The following is a 23,306-nucleotide window of genomic DNA, read 5'->3' as shown; positions in this document are numbered from 1 at the left end:
TCAGGGCGGGGACAGGCCAGCACTGGTGCGAAAGGGGGGACTCGAACCCCCACGCCTTGCGGCACTGGAACCTAAATCCAGGGCGTCTACCAATTCCGCCACTTTCGCGTGGCCGGCACAGGTGTTCATTGTCGCAGGCGGCGACTGGAATCGGAAGGCCTGCACAAAGCTGAATCCACTACGCTCCGCGCCATCGCTGCATCGCGGCCAGCCCGGCGGGTGCGCGACCCGCCGGGCTGGCCGCAGCCTACTGCTGCGGTACCGTGCGGGCCGGCGCCGCGCCTGAGCCCGGGTCGACGGCCGCATCCACCTTCCGGACCTCCACGCCCCCATCGTCGGTGCGACGCAGGGCCACCGACGCCGGCGCAGCCCTGCGCACATCCACCGAACCGTCCGCATTGCGCTGTACGTCCACCGCGCCGGGCAGGACCTCCCCCTCCGCGGGCCGGGCCGGCCGCAACTGCATGGCGTCGTCGATCTGGCGCGCCGGAATGCGCTCTGCGCCCGCATCACGCTCGACAGCCTGCGCAGGATCATTGCCCGGCGTGCAGGCCGCCAGTGCCATCAACGCGAAGGGAATCCACACCGTGCCGTGCAATCGAGTGATCTCAGCCATCAACATCTTCCTTCCTGCATGCGCCATCGGCGCGGAAGATCTATTGGGTGCGATGCAGGACGCCATGCGGTGAGAAGCAGTGCACAGCATTGAAAACACTGATGACGCGTATGCCCCTGATTTCAGCACTGCTTCAGTGGATCCACGCCATGCGTGGATGAAGCGCAACCCGGCGTGCGGGCAAGAAAAAAGCCACCTGGATGACCAAGTGGCTTTCGTCTGGTGGGCTGTCAAGGATTCGAACCTTGGACCTATTGATTAAGAGTCAACTGCTCTACCAACTGAGCTAACAGCCCGAAATCGGGGCGCGAATTATGACCCGATCCGCTCGGTGGGTGCAAGCACTTTCTTCAACATCGTTGAAACCAGCACTGCGATCCCAGTGCGTTGCAGATCCACGCCAGGCGGGGCCCTGCAACGTGTGGCCCATTGAAATGAAAGGGTCACACCTATAAGAAAAAAGCCACCTGGCGTACCAGGTGGCTTCCGTCTTGGTGGGCCGTCAAGGATTCGAACCTTGGACCTATTGATTAAGAGTCAACTGCTCTACCAACTGAGCTAACGGCCCGTGAAACTCAGACGCACATTGTAGCGTGCTTTCTGTTTATTGCAATACCGTTTCGGCTGCGCCGATGCGGTTGAATCAGTGGGGTGGCTGAGGGGATTCGAACCCCCGACCACCGGAATCACAATCCGGTACTCTAACCAACTGAGCTACAGCCACCACTGAAACTTTCGCTCCACCGCCGATACCGCCAGCACTGGAACCTTGAAACCTTGCCTGGAGACTGTCACCGAAGTTCCGGTCCGCCGAAGCGAGTCCGATATTCTGGTGGAGTCTTTACGCTTTTGCAAGCACTTCTTCACATCCGCCGATGCGATCCCGCTGTCCCGCCAATGGCGCGCCCGACAGGAATCGAACCTGTAACCGCCGGCTTAGAAGGCCGGTGCTCTATCCAGTTGAGCTACGGGCGCCCGAACCGGAACGGTGTCCAATCCGACGTGACGTGGGATTGGTCGGGGTAGAGGGATTCGAACCCCCGACATCCTGCTCCCAAAGCAGGCGCGCTACCAGACTGCGCTATACCCCGGTCTTGCAATCCCCTCGGGTCAGGCCCGGGGAGTTGGTCATTGTCGCCAAGCGCGTTGGGAACTGTCAACGAAGGATGCGCAGTTCCGCGGCCTGCCACAACGCCGAAAGCAGTCATCGGCTATGCTCACGCCCATCGGCCGGATGGCCGTCCTGACCCTCATTCGCACGGAGAACACGCATGCGCAGCGGCAACCCGGCTCTTTCCGAGTCGACCTTCCTCGACCTTGCCAGCGGTTCGGTGGTGACCAGCCCCGACCAGGCAATGACCCTCAACGGCACCGTCAACAAGACCGGTTTCCTGCTGCTGTTGACCGTGCTGACGGCCGCTTTCGCCTGGAACCAGACCATCGACGACTACGGCCAGGTCATGGACGCGGCCAAGCTGTACGCCTTGGGCGGCGGCATCGGCGGCCTGGTGCTGGCGCTGATCACCATCTTCAAGAAGGAATGGTCGCCGGTCACCGCGCCGATGTACGCGCTGGTGGAAGGCGTGTTCCTCGGCGCCATCTCGGCCGTGTTCAACGCCAAGTTCCCGGGCATCGTGTTCCAGGCCGTGCTGCTGACCTTCGGCACCCTGTTTGCGCTGCTGTTCGCGTACCGCAGCGGCGTGATCAAGGCCACCGAGAACTTCAAGATGGGCGTGGTCGCCGCCACCGGCGGCATCGCCCTGCTCTACCTGGCCTCGTTCGTGCTGGGCTTCTTCAACATCAACGTGCCGGTGATCCACGACTCCAGCTGGCTGGGCATCGCCTTCAGCCTGTTCGTGGTGGTCGTGGCGGCGCTGAACCTGGTGCTGGACTTCGACTTCATCGAAACCGGCGTGGCCCAGCGCGCGCCGAAGTACATGGAGTGGTATGGCGCATTCGGCCTGATGGTGACCCTGGTCTGGCTGTATGTGGAGTTCCTGCGCCTGCTGTCGAAGATCCAGCAGCGCTGAGTCCAGCCACGCCGAGAAAGACAAGCCGCGATCCGCAAGGGTCGCGGCTTTTTTGTAGAGTCGAGCAAGCCCACACGTCCCCTGCCCCCATGCCCGACACCTTCCACAGCTACCGCCCGGCAGAGGGCCACCGTCTGCCGCATGACCCGTTCAACGCCATCATCGGCCCGCGCCCGATCGGCTGGATTTCCAGCCGCGACGCACAGGGCACGTTGAACCTGGCGCCCTACAGCTTCTTCAACGCCTTCAACTACACCCCGCCGATCATCGGCTTCTCCAGCCAGGGCCGCAAAGACTCGCTGCGCAACATCGAAGCCACCGGTGAATTCGTCTGGAACCTGGCCACCTTCGACCTGGCCGAGGCGATGAACGAAAGCTGCCGTGCGGTCGCGCCGGATGTCGACGAGTTCGCCCTTGCCGGCCTGACACCACTGGCCTCAACGCAGGTCGCACCGCCCCGCGTGGCACAGAGCCCGGTAAGCATGGAATGCCGCTGCACGCAGATCGTCCGCCTGCGCGATGCCGCCGGCCAGGACACCAACGGCTGGCTGGTGCTGGGCGAAGTGGTGACGGTGCATATCGATGAACGGCTGCTGGTCGATGGCATCTACGACACCGCTGCGGCGGCGCCGATCCTGCGCGGCGGCGGGCCTGCCGACTACTTCCGCATCGGTGCCGGACAGCGCTTCCGCATGTTCCGCCCGACCTGACGTTCAACCGGTTACGACCGCGCCAGCAGCGCCGGCATCGACGACGCCAGCAATGCGATGCCCGACGCGGTCAACAGGCTCAGTACGATCTGCCGGAAGCGCGCCTCGCTGATGCCGATGTAGACGCGCGCACCCAGCAGGGTCGGCACCAGCATCGCCGGCGCCACGATGGCGAAGTACGGCAGCATCTGCCGGCTCACCAGGCCGCTGCCGACATAGGTGGCCATGGTCACTGCCAGCATCGCCAGGTTGAAGTTCTGGATGACCGCGCGCTGCTCGTCCTTGCCGAAGCCACGCAGCGTGCTCCACAGCGTCGGCACCGGTCCGGCGAAACCGCCGATGCCGCTGAGCACCCCACCTGCCATGCCGGCGATCGCGTCACCGATACGACCACCCACGCGGATCGGCGGCAATGATCGCGCCATCAGCATCACCGGGCACCACAGCGCAAGGAAGCCGCCCAGCAGCGCCTTGAACCAGTCCATGTCCAGGTGTGGCAGTACCATCACGCCGAGCGGAATGCCCACCAGGCCGCCCAGCACGAACGGCAGCAGCAGGCGCAGGTTGAAGCCACGCCGCACGGTGAACACGGCCACCAGCTGACCGACCAGCGCGCCGAACACCGACAGCGCAGCGGCCAGTCGCGGCTCCAGCCCCCATGCCCAGAACGACATCGCTACCATCCCGAAGGCGAAACCGGACAGGCCCTGTACGAATCCGGCGACGATCGCGCCAAGCGCGACCAGCAGATACACCGACTCCATCATCACCCCGGCTGCAACCGCGCGACTACCCTGCCGCGCTCACCTGTGCAGCGTAGTGCGCCGCGAGATGCTCGACCAGCGCACGCACCTTGGGCGCCAGTGCACGTGCATGCGGGTACAGCGCGAAGTAGCGTCGCTGGCCCGCATGCCAGGCCGGCAGCACGCGGATCAAACGACCGGCGCGCAGATCCTCCTGCACGGTGAAGGCGGTGAACAGGCTGATGCCCATGCCGGCCAGCGCGGCGGCGTACAGTGCGGGCGTGGCATCCACGCGCAGGCGCTGCCCGGCTTCGATGCTCGCGGTTGCGCCGCGCGGCCCCTGCAACTGCCAGGGCGGCATTGCTGGCGTGGGACTGAAACCCAGCAGCGTGTGATGAGCCAGGTCCGCTGCCTGCCGCGGCAGTCCGTGGTGTGCCAGGTAGGCCGGTGCGGCGACCAGGATGCGCGGGCAGCTGGCCAGCTCGCGCGCGACCAGCTGGCTGTCCGGCAGTGAAGCCGCGATGCGCAGGGCCAGGTCGAAACCACCACCGACCACATCGACCAGCTGGTCATCGGCCGACAGGTCCAGCGTGACCTGGGGGTAACGCTTCAGGAATGACGGCAGCCAGTGCGGCAGCTCTTGGCTGGCCACCACCTGCGGCACGCTGATCCTCACGCTTCCACTGGGCTGCGCCTGCCCGGCACGGGCACGGTCGTCGGCTTCCTGCAGGCGGTCCAGCAGCGTTGCCGCCTCACGGTAGTAGTCGCGCCCGGCCTCGGTCAACGACAGCCGGCGGCTGTTGCGATCGAGCAGGCGCACCTGCAGGTGTTCTTCCAGCTGCCGCAGTTGCCGCGACATCGCCGAGTGGGTGGTACCGAGGCGCTCGGCTGCCGCGGTGAAGCTGCCCGCATCGATGATGGCGCGCAGTGCACGCAGGGCAGCGAAGTGATCCATCGGCGGGCAGCTCCACGTGGCGGAGCCCGCGGCATGCGGGCCCCGCCAGCTTATCAAGCGCCGTCGCCGGCCTTTCGCACCGGCAGTGCCAGGATCGCGTCAGTCGTCATGACATCGCCGAAGGCGTCCTCGATCTGGGCCAGAGCGGCTTCATGCAGCGTGCGATGGCCGATGCGCCGGCCGCCAGCCAGGTCCAGGTCACGGCTGGCGCTGGCATCGGACGAGACGATCACCCGGTAACCACGGGGCGCGGCCGCCGCGTCGCGCGCGGCACCAGCCACGCAGGCATGGGTCTGCAGGCCGGTGACGATCAGGGTGTCGATGCCGGCGTTCTTCAGCAGCGGGTCGAGCACGGTGGAGGACGCGCCGGCGAACACGCTGACATTGTCCTTCTGCACCACGGTCTCGCCCTGGCGCGGCTGCAGGTCGCGATGGAAGGCAGCATTGACGCTGCCCTGTGCGAACAGCGGCGCACCCGCCGGCAGCACGTGCTGCACATGGATCACGCGGATGCCATGGGCATCGGCGAATTCGACCACCCGCTTCGCCTGCCGCAGCGCGGCCACGCCATCGGGAATGACCATGCGGCCACCGGCAAAGCCCGGTGCGGCCGTGGCATCGAAGTACTCATTCTGGAAGTCGATGACCAGCACGGCGGTCTTTGCCGCATCCAGCGAGGTCGCGACCGGCGCGCCAGCCATGTGGCGGATGGTGGGATGGGCCGGCTCGGCGGCGGCGACCGGGGCGGTGGTGGCCATGCCGATCAGGCTGGCCAGGCCGAAGGCGGTGAGGTTCATGTTCGAGCTCCAGTGCGTTGGGAAGTGGGCACAGGATGCGGAGCGCATGACGCACGAACCAGCCGCGTAGCGGCACATGATCTGTGCAATGTACGCACAGACAATTTCCCTGTAGAGCCACCCCATGGGTGGCTGCGGACCAAGGCCCCGTCATTCCACGCACGGCGTGGATCTACCGGGCCGGCCCACAACGCAACGGGGCGCCCGAAGGCGCCCCGCTGTGGATCCAACCGAGGTCGGCCGGCCGCTTACAGGCGGCTGGCGATGGCCTGGGCAAAGCTCATGGTGGTGCCGGTGCCGCCCAGGTCGCCGGTCAGCGAATCCTTGGCTTCCATGGTCGCCACGATGGCCTTGCGCAGGCGCTCGGCGTTCTCCGGCTGGCCGACATGGTCCAGCATCTGCGCGGCTGCCAGCAGCAGCGCGCACGGATTGGCCTTGCCCTGGCCGGCGATGTCCGGCGCGGTGCCGTGCACGGCTTCGAAGATCGCCGCGTCCTTGCCGATGTTGGCACCCGGGGCCAGGCCCAGGCCGCCGACGAGGCCGGCGCACAGGTCGGAGATGATGTCGCCGAACAGGTTGGTGGTGACGATCACATCGAACTGTTCCGGACGCATCACCAGCTGCATGCAGCAGTTGTCGACGATCATTTCCTGGAACTCGATCTCCGGGTACTGTGCGGCGACTTCACGGGCGACGTTCAGGAACAGGCCCGAGGTCGACTTGATGATGTTGGCCTTGTGCACGGCAGTGACCTTCTTGCGGCCAGTGCTCTTGGCCAGCTCGAAGGCGTAGCGCACGATGCGCTCGGAGCCCTTGCGGGTGATGCGGGTGCCGGAGAAGGCGGTTTCGCCGTCGGCCGACACTTCCTGGCCTTCGGCCAGGTAGGCACCTTCGGTGTTCTCACGGACGGTGATCAGGTCGACGTTGTCGAAACGCGACTTGGTGTTCGGGAAGGTGTGGGCCGGACGCACGTTGGCGTACAGGTCGAAGTGGCGGCGCAGGCTGACGTTGATCGAGGTGAAGCCACCACCGACCGGGGTGGTCAGCGGGCTCTTCAGCGCGACCTTGTTGCGCGCGATCGATTCCAGGGTCACTGCCGGCATCAGGTCGCCGTGCTTTTCCAGGGCCACCAGGCCGGCGTCGGCGTCTTCGTACTCCAGGCCAGTCTTGAGCTGGTCGAGCACGAACAGGGTGGCGTCCATGATTTCCGGGCCAATGCCGTCGCCGCGGATGACCGTAATTTTCTGCGTCATTGATCGATGTTCCGAACAGGGGGAAAAACGCCGTCCGGACGTGCCCGGAAACGCCGGCGCAAAGGAAGTTTCACCGGCAATTATGCCTGAGCCGGGGCCGAGGTCCCAAATAGACCATGGTCCCAGTGCCCGGCCCAGGCAGAATTGCCCGCGCATTCCGCCTTATCCCCGCGCCTGTCGGCGCGCCCCCTTGAACAACAAGGGGCCTCCTGGGCTGTTGGATCGTGGAGAAGGCCCCTCGCGGGTGCGGTAATGCCGGCCGCTGGCCGGCAACCCCGGCCATGCCGGATTCAGGGAATACCGGCCAGCGGCCGGCACGCCCCTCAGTGCTCGTGCGCTGCCGGGGCGGCGGCGCCACCTTCAAGCTGGTCGAGGAAGTCGACCGCGCGGCGCAGGTGCGGGATCACGATCGATCCGCCCACCACCAGGCCGACCGAGAAGGTCTCGAAGAACTCCTCGCGGGTCACGCCGGCGTCCTTGCACTGGGCCACGTGATAGCTGATGCAGTCGTCGCAGCGCAGCACCATCGAGGCCACCAGGCCCAGCAGCTCCTTGGTCTTCACGTCCAGCGCGCCGGCCTGGTAGGTCTGCGTGTCCAGCGCGAAGAAGCGGCGCACCACCTGGTTCGGCTCACCCAGGATCCGCTCGTTCATGCGCTTGCGGAACTCGGTGAACTCGGCGATGCGGTCCTTGCTGCCGTCGTCGGCCGCGCTCATGCCTGGCCCTGCCCGGCCAGCAGCGGCTCGAGCTTGCCTTCACGGTGCAGGGCCATCATGTCGTCGTAGCCGCCGACATGGACGTCGCCGACGAAGATCTGCGGCACGCTGGTGCGGCGGGTCAGCGCCATCATCTTCTCGCGCTCGGCCGGGTCCAGGTCGATGCGGACCTCGGTCCACTGCTGGCCCTTGCTCTTCAGGAAGTTCTTGGCGGCCACGCAGTACGGGCAGACGGCGGTGGAATAGATGGTGATGGCGGGGGCACCGCCGGCGGTCTGGGCTGTCACGGGAAACTCCACGATGGATCGACGGTCTACATATGGTACCGGTGCGCTGGAATTTCCACGCCACGGCCGCAACACTGTGGATTAACGAATGGTTGCCCCCCGCCCTGCCACGCTTGGCGCGCCCCGCCCGAGGAACTCCTGCTTGCGAGCCCTGCTGCTGACTACCGCCGTCACCCTGGCCCTGGCCATGCCGCTGGCCCAGGCCCAGGAGAAGCTGCCCGACATCGGCTCCTCGGCCGGCGAGCTGCTGACCCCGGCCCGCCAGGCCGAGTACGGCGCGATGATGCTGCGCGAGCTGCGCAACTACGGCTACCTGCTGGAAGATCCGCTGGTCAACGACTGGCTGCAGACCATGGGCACCCGGCTCGGCTCCAACAGTGACCAGCCGCGGCAGCCGTACACCTTCTTCGTGATGAACGACCGCCAGATCAACGCGTTCGCCACGCTGGGCGGCTACATCGGGGTCAATGCCGGCCTGGTGCTGACCGCCGAGCGCGAGGACGAGGTCGCTGCGGTGCTGTCCCACGAAATCGCCCACGTCACCCAGCAGCATGTGCTGCGCGGCGTCGAGCGCGCCCAGCGTGACCAGATCCCGATCCTGCTGGGCATGCTGGCAGCGGTGGTGGCCGCCCAGGCCAGCAACAGCACGTCGTCCGGCAACGCGACGATGGCCGCGATCAGCTCGGGCATGGGCTTGATGCAGCAACGGCAGATCAACTACACCCGCTCCAACGAGTCCGAGGCCGACCGCCTCGGCATCCGCACCCTGTCGCGCAGCGGCTACGACGTGGATGCCATGGCCGGCTTCTTCGAACGGATGTCGGCGGCCATGCGTGGCAACGAAGGGGGCTACAGCGTGCCCGAGTTCCTGCGCACCCACCCGGTCAATATCACCCGCATCAGCGAAGCCAAGGCCCGCGCCGAGCAGATGAAGAAGGATACGGTGCTGCTGACCACCAGCACCCCCACCGGCGAGCGCAAGGAGCGGGTGGACCCGGCCGATCCCAGCCTGGGCGAGCCGCTGCTGCGCGGCAACAACCCGCTGCTGCCCAGCAGTGTGCTGCGCCTCCCGATCGGCCAGCTCAACCGTGGCGCCAGCGGCGACTTCGACTGGGCACGTGAGCGCCTGCGCGTGCTCAGCGCGGATTCCACCCCCGAGCTGGAACGCGAGTATGCCGACCTGGCCAAGCGGCAGAAGGACGGTCTCAACGATGCGCAGCGCTATGGCCAGGCGCTGGCGGTCATGCGCGGTGGCCGTGCCGGCGCCGGCCAGGCCCGGCAGACCCTGGCCGGCCTGCTCCAGACCCATCCCGGCAACCTGTGGCTGGCGCTGGGCCTGGGCGAAGCGGAATCGCGGGCAGGCCAGGCGGCCCAGGCCAACAGCCGCTTCGAGCAGCTGCTGCGCGAACACCCCAACAGCCGCCCGGTGGCGCTGACCTATGCCGAGATCCTGAACGAACAGGGCAACCGCGAGGCCGGCCAGCGCGCGCAGGCGATGCTGCGCCCCCTGTTGTCGCAAAGCGGTAACGATCCGGTCTTCCAGCAGCGCTTTGCCCGCGCCAGCGAGCTGGCCGGCGACAGCGTGCGTGCCAGCGAGGCCTATGCCGAGGCCGCCTTCCTCAGCGGTCGGCCGGAACAGGCGCTGCTGCAGCTGCAGGCGCTCAAGCGCAACCCGGCGCTGGATTACATTGGCCGCGCGCGGGTCGATGCCCGCATCGAAGCGATCACCCCGACCGTGCTGGAGCTGCGCCGCCAGGGCGTGCAGGACCCGGACCTGGACCGGCGCTGAGCGCTGCATGACCGGCCGATGGCAATCCAGGCCGGTTCCGGCCGGGCAGTCACAAACATGTCATCAAACCGTAGTCTACTGGCACCACTCCAGTAACCGAGCCCTACGGTGTCCTCGTGCAGAAACGCATCCTGATCGTCGATGACGAGCCCGCGATCCGTGAAATGGTCGCCTTCGCCCTTCGCAAGGGCGATTACGAACCGGTCCACGCCGGCGATGCCCGGGAGGCCCAGACCGCGATCGCCGACCGCGTTCCGGACCTGATCCTGCTGGACTGGATGCTGCCCGGCACCAGCGGCCTGGACCTGGCCCGTCGCTGGCGCAAGGAAACGCTGACCCGCGAAGTGCCGATCATCATGCTGACCGCCCGCGGCGAAGAGAACGACCGCGTCGGTGGCCTGGAAGCCGGCGTCGACGACTACGTGGTCAAGCCGTTCTCGGCGCGCGAACTGCTGGCGCGCATCCGTGCGGTGATGCGCCGTGCCCGCGAGGACGACGAGGACGGCAGCGTGGCAGTCGGCCCGATCCGCATCGACGGCGCCGCCCATCGCGTGTTCGCCAACGACCAGCCGGTGCCGATCGGCCCGACCGAATACCGCCTGCTGCACTTCTTCATGACCCATCCGGAGCGCGTCTACACCCGCGCGCAGCTGCTGGACCATGTATGGGGTGGCAGCGTGTACGTGGAGGAGCGCACCATCGACGTGCATATCCGCCGCCTGCGCAAGACGCTGGAACCGTTCAACGCCGAGAACATGGTGCAGACCGTGCGCGGCGCCGGCTACCGGTTCTCCACTGCCACCTGAGTCTCGTCGTGCCGGCACCGCGCACCTGCGGGTGCCGGTGCCGGCAACTCTGCTATAACCCTTGGTTCACTCCAGTGAACCGCCGCACCTCAACGACGAGACCGCAATGCCCCGCCACATCCGCTCTGCCTGGTTGAAGACCCTGGCCACCGTTGCCGCGGTACTGCTGTTCGCCGGACTGGTGGGGTGGTTCACGGGCCATCTGTGGTTGTGCATCGCGCTGGGCGCGCTGGCCACCCTGGCCTGGCATTACTGGCGCCTGCGCAGCGTGCTGCGCCGCCTGACCGCACGCCAGCGCTGGGACACCGCCGAAGAAGGCACCGGCGTCTGGAACGAACTGGACCGCCTGCTGTATCGCAACCAGGTGGAAATGCGCGTGCGCAAGCGCCGCCTGCTGGACATGCTGCGCAGCTACCGCGCCGCCGCCGCCGCATTGCCCGACGCGGTGGTGGTGCTGGACCGCAACAGCCAGCGCGTGCAGTGGTTCAACGAAGCGGCCACCGCCCTGCTCGGCCTGCACCATCCCGGCGACCTTGGCGAGGCCCTGGTCGAACGCCTGCAGCCGATGCCGCTGGCCCACTGGCTGGCCGGTGGCCGCAATGCCGAACCGATCCTGGACGTGCCCTCGCCGGTCGATCCGGCGATCCGCCTGAACCTGCGCCTGATTCCCTATTCGTCGGATTACTGGCTGCTGATCGCCCGCGACGTCAGCAAGCTGCTGCGCCTGGAACAGGTGCGCCGCGACTTCGTGGCCAATGTTTCACACGAGCTGCGCACGCCGCTCACCGTGGTCCACGGCTACCTGGACATGATGGATCCGGAGGACTTCCCCGGCACCGGCCCGATGCTGGAAGAAATGCGCAAGCAGAGCCAGCGCATGGCCCAGCTGGTGGAAGACCTGCTGACCCTGTCGCGGCTGGAATCGCAGGAGCACAGCGAGGAAGAGACCGTGGCCATGCAGCCGATGCTGGCGACCCTGCGCCGCGAGGCCGAGGCGCACAGCCAGGGCCGCCACCAGATCAGCATCGATGATCTGGCCGGTGTCGACCTGCAGGGTTCGACCAAGGAACTGCACAGCGCCTTCTCCAACCTGGTCACCAACGCGGTGCGCTATACCCCGGCCGGGGGCCGCATTGCGGTGGAGTTCCGCCGCGAAGGCGACGGCGCCGTGCTGGCGGTGCGCGATTCCGGCTACGGCATTCCCGCCACCCACCTGCCGCGCCTGACCGAACGTTTCTACCGTGTGTCCAGCAGCCGCTCGCGCGAGAGCGGCGGCACCGGGCTGGGCCTGTCCATCGTCAAGCACATCCTCGGCCTGCACCACGCACGGCTGGAGATTGAAAGCGAAGTCGGCAAGGGCTCGGTGTTCTCCTGCCATTTCGATGCCGACCACGTGCGCCCGCGCGAGTCCGCCCCCCTGACCTCCATCGAAGAATGACGCCATGAGCAGCCTCGGATCCCTCCCCCTCCCCGTGAGCCCGGACAACGATCCGTTGCGCGACCCGTCGCTGTACATCAACCGCGAGCTGTCGCAGCTGGATTTCAACTTCCGCGTGCTGGCGCAGGCCATGGACCCGCAGGTGCCGCTGCTGGAGCGCCTGCGCTTCATGTGCATCTCCTGCACCAACCTCGACGAGTTCTTCGAGATCCGTGCCGCCGCCGTGCGCCACGCGCAGGAATTCGGCCTGCCGCCGGCGCCGGACGGCATGAGCCCGCAGGCCATCCTCAACGCCATCCATGACCGCGCTGCGGAGCTGGTGGACCAGCAGTACCGCTGCTGGAACGAGACGCTGCGCCCGGCGCTGATGGAGGCCGGCATCGGCGTGCTCGGTCGCCATTCCTGGACCGACCGCCAGAGGCGCTGGCTGCGCGCCTACTTCCGCAACGAGATCATGCCGGTGCTGTCGCCGCTGGGCCTGGACCCGGTGCACCCGTTCCCGAAGATCCTCAACAAGTCGCTGAACATCGTGGTGGTGCTGAAGGGCACCGATGCGTTCGGCCGCGCCGGCCACCTGGCGATCGTGCGTGCGCCGCGCTCGCTGCCGCGCATCATCCAGCTGCCGGAGAAGCTCGGCGGATCGCAGAACTTCGTGTTCCTGTCCTCGGTGCTGTCGACCTTCGTCGATGAGCTGTTCCCGGGCATGGAAGTCCAGGGTGCCTACCAGTTCCGTGTCACCCGCAACTCCGAGCTGGTGGTGGACGAGGAGGAAGTGGAGAACCTGGCGCTGGCGCTGCGCGACGAACTGGTAGACCGCGGCTACCGGCCGGCGGTGCGCCTGGAAATCGCCCACGACATGCCGCGCGAGATCGTGCGCACCCTGCTGCAGAATTTCGGTCTGACCGAGAACGCGGTGTACCGCATCGACGGCCCGGTCAACCTCAACCGCATCATCCAGCTGTACGACCTGATCGCGCAGCCAGACCTGAAGTACCCGCCGATGACCCCGCGCACGCTGCGCGACAGCGACGGCATCTTCGAGACCACGGCGCGCCAGGACCTGCTGCTGCACCACCCGTTCGATGCCTTCACCGCGGTGCTGGACCTGATCCGGCAGGCGGCGATCGATCCCAACGTGCTGGCGATCAAGCAGACGCTGTACCGCACCGGCAAGGATTCGCTGATCGTCGACGCACTGATCCAGGCCGCGCGCAACGGCAAGGACGTGACTGTAGTGGTCGAACTGCGTGCGCGCTTCGACGAAGAGGCCAACCTGGGCCTGGCCGATCGCCTGCAGGAGGCCGGGGTGCAGGTGGTGTACGGCGTGGTCGGCTACAAGACCCACGCCAAGATGCTGCTGATCGTGCGCCGCGAAGGCCGCAAGCTGCGCCGCTACGTGCACCTGGGCACCGGCAACTACCACAGCGGCACTGCCCGCGCGTACACCGACATCAGCCTGATCACCGCCGATCCGGACATCGGCAATGACGTGCACCTGTTGTTCCAGCAGCTGTCCGGGCTGGCCTCGAAGATGAAGCTCAAGCGCCTGCTGCAGTCGCCCTTCACCCTGCACACCGGCATCCTCGGCCGTATCGAGCGCGAGACGCGCATCGCCGCCGCCGGCCGCCCAGCGCGGATCATCGCCAAGATGAACGCGTTGAACGAACCGCAGGTGGTGCGCGCGCTGTACGCCGCGTCGCAGGCCGGCGTGCAGATCGACCTGATCATCCGTGGCGCCTGCACCCTGCGTCCGGGCGTTCCGGGTGTCTCGGACAACATCCGCGTGCGCTCGATCGTCGGCCGCTTCCTGGAGCACAGCCGCGTCTACTGGTTCGGCAACGACGGCGCGCCGGAGATGTACTGCGCCAGCGCCGACTGGCTGGAACGCAACCTGCTGCGCCGGGTCGAGACCTGCTTCCCGATCCTCGATCCGGAACTGGCCAAGCGGGTGTACCGCGAGGTCCTGCAGAACTACCTGGACGACAACCTCAACGCTTGGGAACTGGACGCCGACGGCGTCTACCACAAGCGTGCGCCGGCGCACGACGAAGCCCCGCATTCTGCGCAGATGGCATTGATGCAGGGGCTGTAGTCCTGCCCCGGTGGATCCCGACCGCTGGTCGGGATTCGATCAGCGGTCGCCCGGGGTCAGATCCCTTTCCTGCGGGAAAGGGATCTGACCCCTTGCAATCCTGCTGCACGCCTCCTTCCAGAATGTGAAGGCCGCGCGGTGACGAGCACACCGCCGCTTCGGCTAACATTCGCCCATGCCGCATACCTCCACGACTCCGCCCGCATTGCAGGATGGCGACCTGCTGGCCGCCATCGACCTTGGCTCCAACAGTTTCCACATGGTCATCGCGCGCTACACGCTCGGCCAGCTGCGGGTGATCGACCGCCTGCGCGAGACGGTGCGCATGGCCGACGGGCTGGATGGCAAAGGCGGACTGTCTTCCGCCGCACGGCAGCGCGCGCTGGAATGCCTGGCCCGTTTCGGCCAGCGCATCCGCAATGTGCCGCCGCATCGGGTGCGCGCGCTGGCCACCAACACGGTGCGCCAGCTGCGTTCTCCCCAGTCGTTCCTGGTCCCGGCCGAAACTGCACTGGGACACGCCATCGAAGTGGTCAGCGGCCGCGAAGAAGCCCGCCTGATCTACCTGGGCGTGGCCCACGCGCAACCCCCCAAGCCCGGCCAGCGCCGGCTGGTGATCGACATCGGTGGCGGCTCCACTGAATTCATCATCGGCATGGGCATGCAGACCCTGGAGCGCGAAAGCCTGCAGGCCGGTTGCATCGCCAGCACCCGGCGCTTCTTCCCCGGCGGCAAGCTCAGCAAGAAGCGCTGGAAGGACGCGCTGGCCGAGATCGGCCGCGAGTTCCAGCCCTTCGCCAGCAAGTACCGCGCGCTGGGCTGGCAGGAGGCGCTGGGTTCTTCGGGCACGCACAAGGCGATCAGCGAGATCTGCGCGACGATGAAGCTGAGCAAGGGTGCGATCACCGCCGAGGCCCTGCCGCAACTGCGCGATGAGCTGCTGAAGGCCAAGAAGATCGACGACATCCAGTTGCCGGGCCTGTCCAGCGACCGCCGCCCGATCATCGCCGGCGGCATCCTGGTGCTGGAAGCGGCGTTCCAGGCACTTGGCCTGCAGAAGCTGCTGGTCAGCAAGGCCGCGATGCGCGAGGGCATCCTCTACGACATCGTCGGCCGTGCCGGCGAGAACGACCTGCGCGATGAATCGGTGGCCGCGCTCAGCCAGCGCTACGGTATCGATACGGTACAGGCCGACCGCGTGCAGGACACCGCTCTGTCACTGCTGGAGCAGGTGCAGGAACGCTGGAAGCTCGATGCCGATGATGCGCGCATGCTCGGCTGGGCCGCACGCCTGCACGAACTGGGCCTGATGATTGCCCACAGCGGCTACCACGTGCATGGCAGCTACGTGCTGGAGCACTCGGACATCGCCGGCTTCTCCCGCCAGGAACAGCAGATGCTGGCCGCGCTGGTGCGCAGCCATCGCCGCAGCGTGACCAAGACCGCCTTCGACGCCCTGCCCGAGCGACTGCTGCTGACCGCGCGCCGGTTGGCGGCCCTGCTGCGGCTGGCGGTGCTGCTCAACCGCGCGCATGAGGACGACCCGCTGCCGGCGCTGGAACTGACCGCCGACGACAACCGGCTGTCGCTGATCGTGCCGCAGGCATTCATCGATGCCCGTCCGCTGCTGCGCGCCGACCTGATCGGCGAGACCGACGGGATCGCCGGGCTGGGCATCCAGTTCCGTCCGTTCGTAGCCTGAATACGCTGTTCCCAGTAGTCCACAGGACGGCAGGGGTGACGCACTTCGCACCCCCACTTTGCGCAGTCTGGCGGTTTTTTGTGCTGCTTCGCATCACGACGGCACCGTATCGCGTATCGCACCTCTCACGTAAGCGCCTGCTTTTGTTCACGTTTTGTGAAGGATGGGGGTGTCCCGTGACATAAATCGATACGAACTCTTTACAGAGCATTAACTAACGAGACTACTATCGGGTCACCGGCTCGGTCATCAACCCAGCTGGCTCCTTCGACGCCCACTTTGGCGTCTTGTGCACGACCTGAGAGAGAGAGCTCGCCATGACTTCACGCACCACCGCACTGGGGCAGGCCATCCGCTATGCCCTGGCTACCACCGCAACGTTGGCCGCCCTGCCCGCGTTTGCCCAGGACGGCAGCAACGCAACGCCCACCAACCTCGACCGCATCGAGATCACCGGCTCGCGCATCCGCCAGGTGGACGTGGAAACCGCCCAGCCGGTGTTCGCGATCAGCCGCAACGACATCGAAAAGCAGGGCTTCAGCTCGGTTGCCGACATCCTGCAGAACGTCACCGCGATGGGCAGCCCGACCATCAGCCGCGCCAATGCGCTGACCGCGGGTGAAAACGCGGGTGGCACCTACATCGACATGCGCAACCTGGGCACCCAGCGCACGCTGGTGCTGGTCAACGGCAAGCGCATGGGCATCAGCACGTCCGGCTACCAGGACATCTCCACGCTGCCGGTGTCCGCCGTGGAGCGCATCGAGGTGCTGAAGGACGGCGCCTCTGCGATCTATGGCTCCGACGCCATGGCCGGCGTGGTGAACATCATCACCCGCTCCAATGTCACCGGTGTGACCGCCAACGTCTATCACGGCCAGTACAGCCAGGGCGACGGCGCACGTGACCGCTTCGACGTGGTCGCCGGCTGGAGCAACGATCGCGTGTCGTTGACCTTGTCCGCCGAGCATGCCGAAGAGAAGGGCGTGTGGGCGCGCGATCGCGGCTTCAGCAAGTACGGCATGACCGATCGCCATCCGTACGACAGCAGCAACTGGACCACGATCAGCCAGTACGGCCAGTTCACCGGTCTGCGCGGCCCGGGCTGTACCGCCACTGCGGGCTGCGGCTATTCCCTCAACCGCGGCGCGGATCCCACCAACCCGGCCAATTACCACCTCACCGACAGCACGCCGTTCACCGGTGACGTGAGCAACGCCAACGACCAGATGCACGTGATGTATCCGGTCAAGCGCGACTCGGTCTATTTCGACGGCCGGTTCAAGATCACCGACAACGTCAACTTCCGCACCGAGCTGGGCTACAACCAGCGTGAGTCCACCCGCCAGATCGCGGGCTATCCGCTGCAGTCGAGCACCGCCGGTGTCGGCTCGATGTCGATCAACAGCTACTTCAATCCGTTCGGCCGCCAGCACGGGTATGCCACCCCGACCGCCGTGGCATGGAACCGCCGCACCTGGGAAGTGCCGCGCGTGACCACCAGCGAGCTGAAGACCTACCGCGCGGTGGCGTCGTTCGACGGTTCGTTCGAGATCGGCAGCCGCTACTTCGACTGGGAAGTGGGTTACCAGTACAACCGCAATGAACTGGAATCGGTGGCGACCGGCAACCTGCACAAGGGTCGCGTCGCCGGCGGCGTCGGCCCGTCGTTCTACAACGCCGCCACCGGCAAGGTGCAGTGCGGCACCGCCGCTGCACCGATCTCCTATGACGTGTGCAAGCCGTGGAACCCGCTGGTGCCGTACGGCACGACGGCTGCCGATGGCCTGTACGGCAACGAAGAACTGCAGGCGTGGCTGTTCCCGGAAGAGATCACCAAGGGCCGTACCACCTCCAAGAACTTCTTTGCCAACATCGCTGGCAGCATCGTGACCCTGCCGGCTGGCGACCTGGGCTTCGCGTTCGGCGTGGAAAGCCGCAAGGAAGAAGGCAAGTACACCCCGGATGCCCTGGCCCAGACCGGCGCGACCACCAACCTGGCCGCGGGCCCGACCGGCGGTGACTACACCGTCAACGAGGCCTACCTGGAAGTGAACGTTCCGGTGCTGGCCGACCTGCCGGGCGCGAAGGAACTGACCTTTAATGGCGCAACCCGCTTCTCGGACTACAACACCTTCGGCAACACGCTCAACAGCAAGTTCGGCTTCAAGTGGAAGCCGATCGACTCGCTGATGGTGCGTGGCACCTGGGCCGAGGGCTTCCGTGCACCGACCATCAGCGACCTGTTCGGTGGTGGTTCGGAGACCTTCGCGCAGTTCAGCGATCCGTGCGACACCCGCTTCGGTTCCTCGGCCTCCAGCGCGGAAGTCCGTGCACGTTGCGCACGCGACATCGCCAATGCGAATACCTTCCGCCAGCTGCGCCAGGGTGGCACCCCGGTGAACACGTCGACGGACGCGACCCCGGTGCCGTTCACCTCCGGGTCGAACCCGCTGCTGACGCCGGAAACCTCGACCAGCAAGACGCTGGGCCTGGTCTGGAGCCCGAGCTTCATCCAGGGCTTCAACGCCTCGCTGGACTGGTGGAAGATCCGCATCGACAACACGATCATCGCCGACACGCCGACCCAGATCCTGCAGGACTGCTACGAATCGGGTATCGACGCGCGCTGCTCGCGCTTCCAGCGTGACCCGGTGACCGGCATCGTGACCAACCTGAAGTTCGGCAACCGCAACGCGGGCTTCATGGAAACCGAAGGCTACGATCTGGACGTGAGCTACCGTCTGGACACCCGGTTCGGCAAGTTCAACGTGAACTCGGCCACCACCTACGTGTCCAGTGCGACCTACCGCACCTCCAACGACAGCTCGATCGTCCCGATCGTCACCAACGGCATCGGCAGCGCTTTCCGCGTCCGTTCCAACCTGGTGCTGGGCTACGAGCGGGGCAACTTCGGCGCGAGCTGGACCGCGCGTTACTATTCGGGCGTGAAGGAAACCTGCTCGAACATCGCGCTGTACCCGGACGAGTGCTCGGATCCGGGTGTGTACGCACCGTGGTACAAGGGCGCACGCAACTACAACGAGCGCGGCGCGGTCACCTTCCACGACGTGCAGGTGCGTTACTCGCTGCCGTGGGACGCCACCGTGTCGGTCGGTGCCAACAACGTGTTCGAGAAGACCGGCCCGGTCATGTACAGCAAGCCGAACTCGGCCTTCTCGTACTACGGTGGTTACGATATCGGCCGCTTCATCTACATGAAGTACCAGCAGCGCTTCTGATCCATCGCGCTGTGACGGAAGCATGACGACCACGGCCCTTCGGGGCCGTGGTTTTTTATTGGCCGCCGCGCCCAGGCGCTGGCCGGCGCCACCGTCATCTGATGGTCGCAAAGCGGTCATGTCGGCTACATCGCCAGGCCCGAGCATGCCGGAAACCCGGAGGCCCGCCATGCGCTATGCCATCGTCACCGAGACCTATCCACCGGAAGTGAACGGCGTCGCCCTCACCGTGCAGGGGCTGGAACAAGGTCTGCGCGCAGCCGGGCACGAGATCGACCTGGTCCGCCCCCGCCAGTCCAGCGAAGCGCTGGATTCGGCACCCGGCACCTTGCTGGTTCCCGGCGCCGCCCTGCCCCGCTACCCCGGCCTGCGTTTCGGACTGCCGGCGCCGATCCGGCTGGGCCGCCATTGGCAGAAACAACGCCCGGATGCGGTCTACATCGCCACCGAAGGTCCGCTCGGCTGGTCGGCACTGCGCACTGCGCGCCGCCTCGGCATTCCGGTCGCCAGCGGCTTCCACACCCGCTTCGACGAGTACCTGCCCGACTACGGCGTGGCGTGGCTGCAGGCCGCAGCCATGCGCTGGATGCGCCGTTTCCACAACCAGGCCGATGCCACCCTGGTGCCGACCCGCGAGCTGCAGCAGTTCCTCGGCGAACAGGGCTTCGAGCGCGTGCGCCTGCTGGCCCGCGCGGTGGACAGCCAGCAGTTCGATCCGGGACGGCGCGATCCCGCGCTGCGCGAGGAATGGGGCGTGGATGGCAACGGCCTGGTGGCGATCTATGTCGGCCGCATTGCTGCTGAAAAGAACCTCGGCCTGGCAGTGAAGGCATTCCGCCGGCTGCAGCAGATCCGGCCCAAGGCACGCTTCGTGTGGGTCGGAGATGGCCCGGCCCGCGAGAAGCTGGCACATGAAAACCCCGACTTCATCTTCTGTGGCATCCAGCGCGGCGATGCGCTGGCCCGGCACTTCGCCAGCGGCGATCTGTTCCTGTTCCCCAGCCGCAGCGAAACGTTCGGCAACGTGACCCTGGAAAGCATGGCCAGCGGTGTGGCCACCGTGGCCTTCGACTACGGCGCCGCGCGCGAGTACCTGCGCAATGGCGAGAACGGCGCAGCCGTGGACAGCGACGATCAGTTCATCGAGGCCGCCGTGCGACTGGCCGCCGATGACGCGCAGCGCCGCGAACTGGGCGGCAATGCCGCACGCGCGATGAAGCGCCTGCATCCACAACAGGTGGTGGCCGAGTTCGATGCACTGCTGGCCGAACTGGCACAGTCGCGGAGGAACGGCCATGCGCACTACGCCGCTTGAGCTGCTGGCCGGGCGCGAAGCACGCTGGTGCCGGCGCGCAAACCACTACTGCCGGCGGCGCCGCGTGCGTCGCCTGTTCGCGGTCATCAGCCGGCTCGGCGATGGCGTGTTCTGGTACGTGCTGATGGCCGCGCTGGTGGTGCTGGACGGCTTCGACGGCCTGCGCGCCTCGGTGCACATGGCCGCCACGGGCCTGGCCGCGCTGCTGCTGTACAAGGTCCTCAAGCGCTGGACCCGGCGCCCGCGGCCCTACGCGGCCGACCTGCGCATCCGCGCCTGGGTGGCGCCGCTGGACGAGTTCAGTTTCCCCTCCGGACACACCCTGCATGCGGTGTCGTTCACCATCGTGGCACTGGCCTACTACCCGTGGCTGGCGCCGCTGCTGGTGCCGTTCACCTGTGGCGTTGCCCTGTCGCGGGTGGTCCTGGGCCTGCACTATCCTTCCGATGTGCTGGCAGCCACCGCCATCGCCATCGTGCTGGCTTCGGCCAGCCTGACCTGGCTGCCGCTGCCGGTATAGCCCCGGGGTCAGATCCTTTTCCTTCGGAAAAGAGATCTGACCCCCACAATACCGGCGGCGCTACCGTCATCATTGATGGCCTAGAATGCGGGCATGACCACGCTGTTCATTTCAGACCTGCACCTGGACCCCAGCCGTCCGGAGATCACCGACCTGTTCCTGCGCTTCCTGCGCGAGCAGGCGCCCGGCGCCGATGCGCTGTACATCCTCGGCGACCTGTTCGAGGCCTGGATCGGCGACGACACGCCCTCGCCCGCCGCCGACACGGTGGCCGATGCGTTGAAGGTGCTGTCCGACAGCGGCGTGCCGGTGTACTTCATCCGCGGCAACCGCGACTTCCTGCTCGGTGAGGACTACGCGCGCCGTGCCGGCCTGCGCATCCTGCCCGACCCGTGCATGATCGAACTGTACGGCCGCGCGGTGCTGCTGCAGCACGGTGACCTGCTGTGCACCGATGACATTCCCTACCAGCAGTTCCGTGCACAGACGCGCGACCCGGTGTTCCAGGCGCAGTTCCTGTCGCAGCCGCTGGCCGCACGCATCGCGTTCGCGCAGAAGGCGCGCGAGGCCAGCCAGGCGCGCCAGTCCGAGATGAAGCAGGACGATCGAGCACAGTTCGAGTCGGTGACCGACGTGGCCCCTGCCGAAGTCGATGCCACCTTCGTGCGCCATGGCGTGGACACCATGATCCATGGCCATACCCATCGGCCGGCGATCCACACGCTGCAGGCCGGTGGTCGCGAGCGCACCCGCATCGTGCTGGGTGACTGGTACGAACAGGGTTCGGTGCTGCGCGTGGATGCCAGCGGCTGGACGCTGGATACGCTCGCGCGCGAATAACGGATCGCAAGGTGCCAACCAAGGTTGGCATCTACCAGAGCAGGTGCATGCGCCCGGGTAGACGCCGGCCTTGGTCGGCGCCTGGACAGTGTCAGCGGAAGGCCGCGATGGTGGCCTTGGTGTTGACCAGCACGCGCTGGTTGTCGGCGGTGCTGGCGTTGCCCATCGGGATGCCGTTGTAGCTGATGTTGGGGTTGGACCAGTAGTTCAGGCGCGGGCAGCTGCGGGTGCAGTTGTAGGCCATGATCGTGCGCCAGCCGGTGCCGGTGGCGGGCTCGTAGCGATAGCCGTGGCCATAGGCATAGGGCGAGGTGCTCGAGTCGGTGGCGATGTCATGCCGCGCACTCTGCAGATGGCCGATCTCGTGCGCGAACGAGTAGTAGCCGGTCGCGCAATCCCAGTACACCGCAGCGAACGCCGTCGACGCGGTCGAGCCGATGCCCGAGGCCAGGCCACAGTAGGCGGTGTTGTTGATCAGCAGCACGCCCACGTCCGCCGCATAGGTGTTCCGGCTGGTGTGGATGCTGTCCATGTAGCCATCGCTGGTGCCACGGAAGCGCGCCAGGTCAGTATCGAAGCTGCCCGATTCGGTGTAGTTGGTGGTCTCGTAGCGGGCCAGTTCCATGGTGATGCCGACGTTGCTGTTGACATAACCCTGGTTGGATTCGGCCACCGCCAGCTGCACCAGTGACTGCATGTTGCCGCCATAGGCGGTGACGGCGGCATTGGTCGCCACCACCAGCACGCGGATGGTGGCCGGCGTGCCGGACGACGCCTGCGCGATGCCGAGGCGATCGTTGTTGCCCATCGGGATCTTCGGCAGCTGGTTGTAATCGGCCGGATGGTCGGCCGGCATCCGCGACTCGTCCACTTCCACAAGCACGTGGCGGTTGCCCAGCGGGCGCAGGCGGTACAGCTTTCCATCCTTGCGGATCGAGCCGGTGATGGTATCGCCCGAGCGCACCAGGATCAGCGAATTGCCGGGGTCGTCCTGGCCGTTGGAGGTGGCCGCGGTCAGCTTGTCCGAGGGCGAACGGAACTGGCCGTACCAGATGCTGCCGCCATCGGGCAGCGCTTCCACCTTGCTGCGCACGGCCTGCACGCGCTGGCCGAGCAGTTCGAACTCCAGCTGCGGCTGTGCAGTCGCGGCTGCATCAACGCGCACTTCCTGTACCGTCGCGGTGGACGGGGTGGCCAGCAGCTTGCCCAGCGCGGGCTCACTGTTTGCCGATGCGCGGCTGATGACCGTCACCGGCTCGAACAACGGTGCCGCATGCGCGGCCGCCGCCACCGACAAACCCAACACCAGGCCACCTGCCGCTTTGCCAATCGATCTGGACAACATTGCGTCGCTCCTTGAATGATGTGAACAGCGTTGATGCAGCACGACCCGGTGTGCCGGGTTTGGCCATATGGCCTGCGCGGCTCGTGTGAATTCAATAGGCGAGTGGAATG

19 protein-coding genes and 6 tRNA genes are annotated in these 23,306 nt (G+C 66.5%); 11 read left to right on the top strand and 14 right to left on the bottom strand.

What is annotated here, in order from left to right; translation table 11 throughout:
* Positions 1-23: 23 nt before the first annotated feature.
* The 7 genes from AC5JLE_RS19455 to AC5JLE_RS19425 form a co-directional block, all read right to left on the bottom strand.
* Positions 24-108: transfer RNA gene (locus AC5JLE_RS19455), tRNA-Leu, on the bottom strand.
* Positions 109-247: 139 nt separating this feature from the next.
* On the bottom strand, positions 248-616 hold the full coding sequence (locus AC5JLE_RS19450) for a hypothetical protein (RefSeq protein WP_100449487.1): 369 nt from the start codon (positions 614-616) through the stop codon (positions 248-250).
* A 220-nt stretch (positions 617-836) separates the two neighbouring features.
* Positions 837-912, bottom strand: a tRNA-Lys gene (locus AC5JLE_RS19445).
* 196 nt (positions 913-1,108) lie between these two features.
* Positions 1,109-1,184: transfer RNA gene (locus AC5JLE_RS19440), tRNA-Lys, on the bottom strand.
* Positions 1,185-1,263: 79 nt separating this feature from the next.
* Positions 1,264-1,340 (bottom strand) — tRNA-His (locus tag AC5JLE_RS19435).
* A 174-nt stretch (positions 1,341-1,514) separates the two neighbouring features.
* Positions 1,515-1,591, bottom strand: a tRNA-Arg gene (locus tag AC5JLE_RS19430).
* A 39-nt stretch (positions 1,592-1,630) separates the two neighbouring features.
* A tRNA-Pro gene (locus AC5JLE_RS19425) sits at positions 1,631-1,707 on the bottom strand.
* 180 nt (positions 1,708-1,887) lie between these two features.
* On the opposite strand from AC5JLE_RS19425, the gene AC5JLE_RS19420 reads away from it, so the two are divergent.
* Together AC5JLE_RS19420 and AC5JLE_RS19415 are read left to right on the top strand one after the other, a co-directional pair.
* Positions 1,888-2,646, top strand: coding sequence for a Bax inhibitor-1/YccA family protein (locus AC5JLE_RS19420; protein ID WP_032961785.1), 759 nt, complete (start codon positions 1,888-1,890; stop codon positions 2,644-2,646).
* A gap of 89 nt (positions 2,647-2,735) precedes the next feature.
* Entirely contained in the window at positions 2,736-3,356 is a 621-nt protein-coding gene (locus AC5JLE_RS19415; protein ID WP_069118489.1) for a flavin reductase family protein, read from the top strand.
* An 11-nt stretch (positions 3,357-3,367) separates the two neighbouring features.
* Here AC5JLE_RS19415 and AC5JLE_RS19410 read toward each other — a convergent pair whose 3' ends face one another.
* The 6 genes from AC5JLE_RS19410 to grxC form a co-directional block, all read right to left on the bottom strand.
* Positions 3,368-4,120: a sulfite exporter TauE/SafE family protein gene (locus AC5JLE_RS19410; RefSeq protein WP_069118519.1), complete on the bottom strand. Its 753-nt coding sequence runs from the start codon at positions 4,118-4,120 to the stop codon at positions 3,368-3,370.
* Positions 4,121-4,145: 25 nt separating this feature from the next.
* Positions 4,146-5,054 carry a LysR family transcriptional regulator gene (locus AC5JLE_RS19405; RefSeq protein WP_496065552.1) on the bottom strand — a complete coding sequence of 303 codons (909 nt, stop codon included), beginning with the start codon at positions 5,052-5,054 and terminating at the stop codon, positions 4,146-4,148.
* Positions 5,055-5,107: 53 nt separating this feature from the next.
* Positions 5,108-5,851, bottom strand: coding sequence for a cysteine hydrolase family protein (locus AC5JLE_RS19400; protein WP_014646091.1), 744 nt, complete (start codon positions 5,849-5,851; stop codon positions 5,108-5,110).
* Between the two features lie 248 nt (positions 5,852-6,099).
* On the bottom strand, positions 6,100-7,104 hold the full coding sequence (locus AC5JLE_RS19395) for an isocitrate dehydrogenase (protein WP_014036138.1): 1,005 nt from the start codon (positions 7,102-7,104) through the stop codon (positions 6,100-6,102).
* Between the two features lie 323 nt (positions 7,105-7,427).
* Positions 7,428-7,820, bottom strand: a complete 393-nt coding sequence (locus AC5JLE_RS19390) for a carboxymuconolactone decarboxylase family protein (RefSeq protein ID WP_004154542.1) — start codon at positions 7,818-7,820, stop codon at positions 7,428-7,430.
* Complete coding sequence (gene grxC, locus AC5JLE_RS19385; protein ID WP_004154541.1) at positions 7,817-8,107, bottom strand: glutaredoxin 3; 291 nt, start codon at positions 8,105-8,107, stop codon at positions 7,817-7,819. Before grxC ends, AC5JLE_RS19390 begins: the two co-directional genes overlap by 4 nt.
* Positions 8,108-8,249: 142 nt before the next feature.
* Here grxC and AC5JLE_RS19380 point away from each other — a divergent pair, with 142 nt between their 5' ends.
* The 9 genes from AC5JLE_RS19380 (at position 8,250) to lpxH (ending at position 21,851) form a co-directional block, all read left to right on the top strand.
* Positions 8,250-9,896, top strand: coding sequence for a M48 family metalloprotease (locus AC5JLE_RS19380; RefSeq protein ID WP_014646090.1), 1,647 nt, complete (start codon positions 8,250-8,252; stop codon positions 9,894-9,896).
* Between the two features lie 116 nt (positions 9,897-10,012).
* The gene (gene phoB / locus AC5JLE_RS19375) at positions 10,013-10,702 is read left to right on the top strand and encodes a phosphate regulon transcriptional regulator PhoB (RefSeq protein ID WP_005408258.1); all 690 of its coding nucleotides are present in this window, start codon (positions 10,013-10,015) and stop codon (positions 10,700-10,702) included.
* A gap of 106 nt (positions 10,703-10,808) precedes the next feature.
* Entirely contained in the window at positions 10,809-12,140 is a 1,332-nt protein-coding gene (gene phoR / locus AC5JLE_RS19370; RefSeq protein WP_005415460.1) for a phosphate regulon sensor histidine kinase PhoR, read from the top strand.
* A gap of 4 nt (positions 12,141-12,144) precedes the next feature.
* The gene (gene ppk1, locus AC5JLE_RS19365) at positions 12,145-14,232 is read left to right on the top strand and encodes a polyphosphate kinase 1 (RefSeq protein WP_032955925.1); all 2,088 of its coding nucleotides are present in this window, start codon (positions 12,145-12,147) and stop codon (positions 14,230-14,232) included.
* A gap of 175 nt (positions 14,233-14,407) precedes the next feature.
* On the top strand, positions 14,408-15,934 hold the full coding sequence (gene ppx / locus AC5JLE_RS19360) for an exopolyphosphatase (protein WP_032955928.1): 1,527 nt from the start codon (positions 14,408-14,410) through the stop codon (positions 15,932-15,934).
* A gap of 317 nt (positions 15,935-16,251) precedes the next feature.
* Positions 16,252-19,176 carry a TonB-dependent receptor domain-containing protein gene (locus tag AC5JLE_RS19355; protein ID WP_032955931.1) on the top strand — a complete coding sequence of 975 codons (2,925 nt, stop codon included), beginning with the start codon at positions 16,252-16,254 and terminating at the stop codon, positions 19,174-19,176.
* A gap of 169 nt (positions 19,177-19,345) precedes the next feature.
* Positions 19,346-20,491, top strand: coding sequence for a glycosyltransferase family 4 protein (locus AC5JLE_RS19350; RefSeq protein WP_049407510.1), 1,146 nt, complete (start codon positions 19,346-19,348; stop codon positions 20,489-20,491).
* Positions 20,472-21,011, top strand: coding sequence for a phosphatase PAP2 family protein (locus tag AC5JLE_RS19345; protein WP_032955935.1), 540 nt, complete (start codon positions 20,472-20,474; stop codon positions 21,009-21,011). The genes AC5JLE_RS19350 and AC5JLE_RS19345 overlap by 20 nt, the downstream gene beginning before the upstream one ends.
* 93 nt (positions 21,012-21,104) lie before the next feature.
* The gene (gene lpxH, locus AC5JLE_RS19340) at positions 21,105-21,851 is read left to right on the top strand and encodes a UDP-2,3-diacylglucosamine diphosphatase (protein WP_032955937.1); all 747 of its coding nucleotides are present in this window, start codon (positions 21,105-21,107) and stop codon (positions 21,849-21,851) included.
* Between the two features lie 91 nt (positions 21,852-21,942).
* Here the strand turns inward: lpxH and AC5JLE_RS19335 are convergent, their stop codons facing one another.
* Positions 21,943-23,196 carry a zinc-dependent metalloprotease gene (locus tag AC5JLE_RS19335; RefSeq protein WP_164167013.1) on the bottom strand — a complete coding sequence of 418 codons (1,254 nt, stop codon included), beginning with the start codon at positions 23,194-23,196 and terminating at the stop codon, positions 21,943-21,945.
* Positions 23,197-23,306: the final 110 nt, after the last annotated feature.

Source organism: Stenotrophomonas sp. (genome assembly GCF_059505245.1).
This window is presented reverse-complemented; position numbering and strand designations above follow the sequence as displayed.

What these genes read in the sequence shown, in the direction of transcription:
- AC5JLE_RS19335 (WP_164167013.1), bottom strand. Translation starts at nt 23,196, where the DNA reads ATGTTGTCCAGATCGATTGGCAAAGCGGCAGGTGGCCTGGTGTTGGGT.
- phoR (WP_005415460.1), top strand. Translation starts at nt 10,809, where the DNA reads ATGCCCCGCCACATCCGCTCTGCCTGGTTGAAGACCCTGGCCACCGTT.
- AC5JLE_RS19405 (WP_496065552.1), bottom strand. Translation starts at nt 5,054, where the DNA reads ATGGATCACTTCGCTGCCCTGCGTGCACTGCGCGCCATCATCGATGCG.
- AC5JLE_RS19415 (WP_069118489.1), top strand. Translation starts at nt 2,736, where the DNA reads ATGCCCGACACCTTCCACAGCTACCGCCCGGCAGAGGGCCACCGTCTG.
- AC5JLE_RS19450 (WP_100449487.1), bottom strand. Translation starts at nt 616, where the DNA reads ATGGCTGAGATCACTCGATTGCACGGCACGGTGTGGATTCCCTTCGCG.
- AC5JLE_RS19400 (WP_014646091.1), bottom strand. Translation starts at nt 5,851, where the DNA reads ATGAACCTCACCGCCTTCGGCCTGGCCAGCCTGATCGGCATGGCCACC.
- AC5JLE_RS19420 (WP_032961785.1), top strand. Translation starts at nt 1,888, where the DNA reads ATGCGCAGCGGCAACCCGGCTCTTTCCGAGTCGACCTTCCTCGACCTT.
- AC5JLE_RS19390 (WP_004154542.1), bottom strand. Translation starts at nt 7,820, where the DNA reads ATGAGCGCGGCCGACGACGGCAGCAAGGACCGCATCGCCGAGTTCACC.
- AC5JLE_RS19395 (WP_014036138.1), bottom strand. Translation starts at nt 7,104, where the DNA reads ATGACGCAGAAAATTACGGTCATCCGCGGCGACGGCATTGGCCCGGAA.
- ppk1 (WP_032955925.1), top strand. Translation starts at nt 12,145, where the DNA reads ATGAGCAGCCTCGGATCCCTCCCCCTCCCCGTGAGCCCGGACAACGAT.
- lpxH (WP_032955937.1), top strand. Translation starts at nt 21,105, where the DNA reads ATGACCACGCTGTTCATTTCAGACCTGCACCTGGACCCCAGCCGTCCG.
- ppx (WP_032955928.1), top strand. Translation starts at nt 14,408, where the DNA reads ATGCCGCATACCTCCACGACTCCGCCCGCATTGCAGGATGGCGACCTG.
- AC5JLE_RS19410 (WP_069118519.1), bottom strand. Translation starts at nt 4,120, where the DNA reads ATGGAGTCGGTGTATCTGCTGGTCGCGCTTGGCGCGATCGTCGCCGGA.
- AC5JLE_RS19355 (WP_032955931.1), top strand. Translation starts at nt 16,252, where the DNA reads ATGACTTCACGCACCACCGCACTGGGGCAGGCCATCCGCTATGCCCTG.
- AC5JLE_RS19345 (WP_032955935.1), top strand. Translation starts at nt 20,472, where the DNA reads ATGCGCACTACGCCGCTTGAGCTGCTGGCCGGGCGCGAAGCACGCTGG.
- AC5JLE_RS19350 (WP_049407510.1), top strand. Translation starts at nt 19,346, where the DNA reads ATGCGCTATGCCATCGTCACCGAGACCTATCCACCGGAAGTGAACGGC.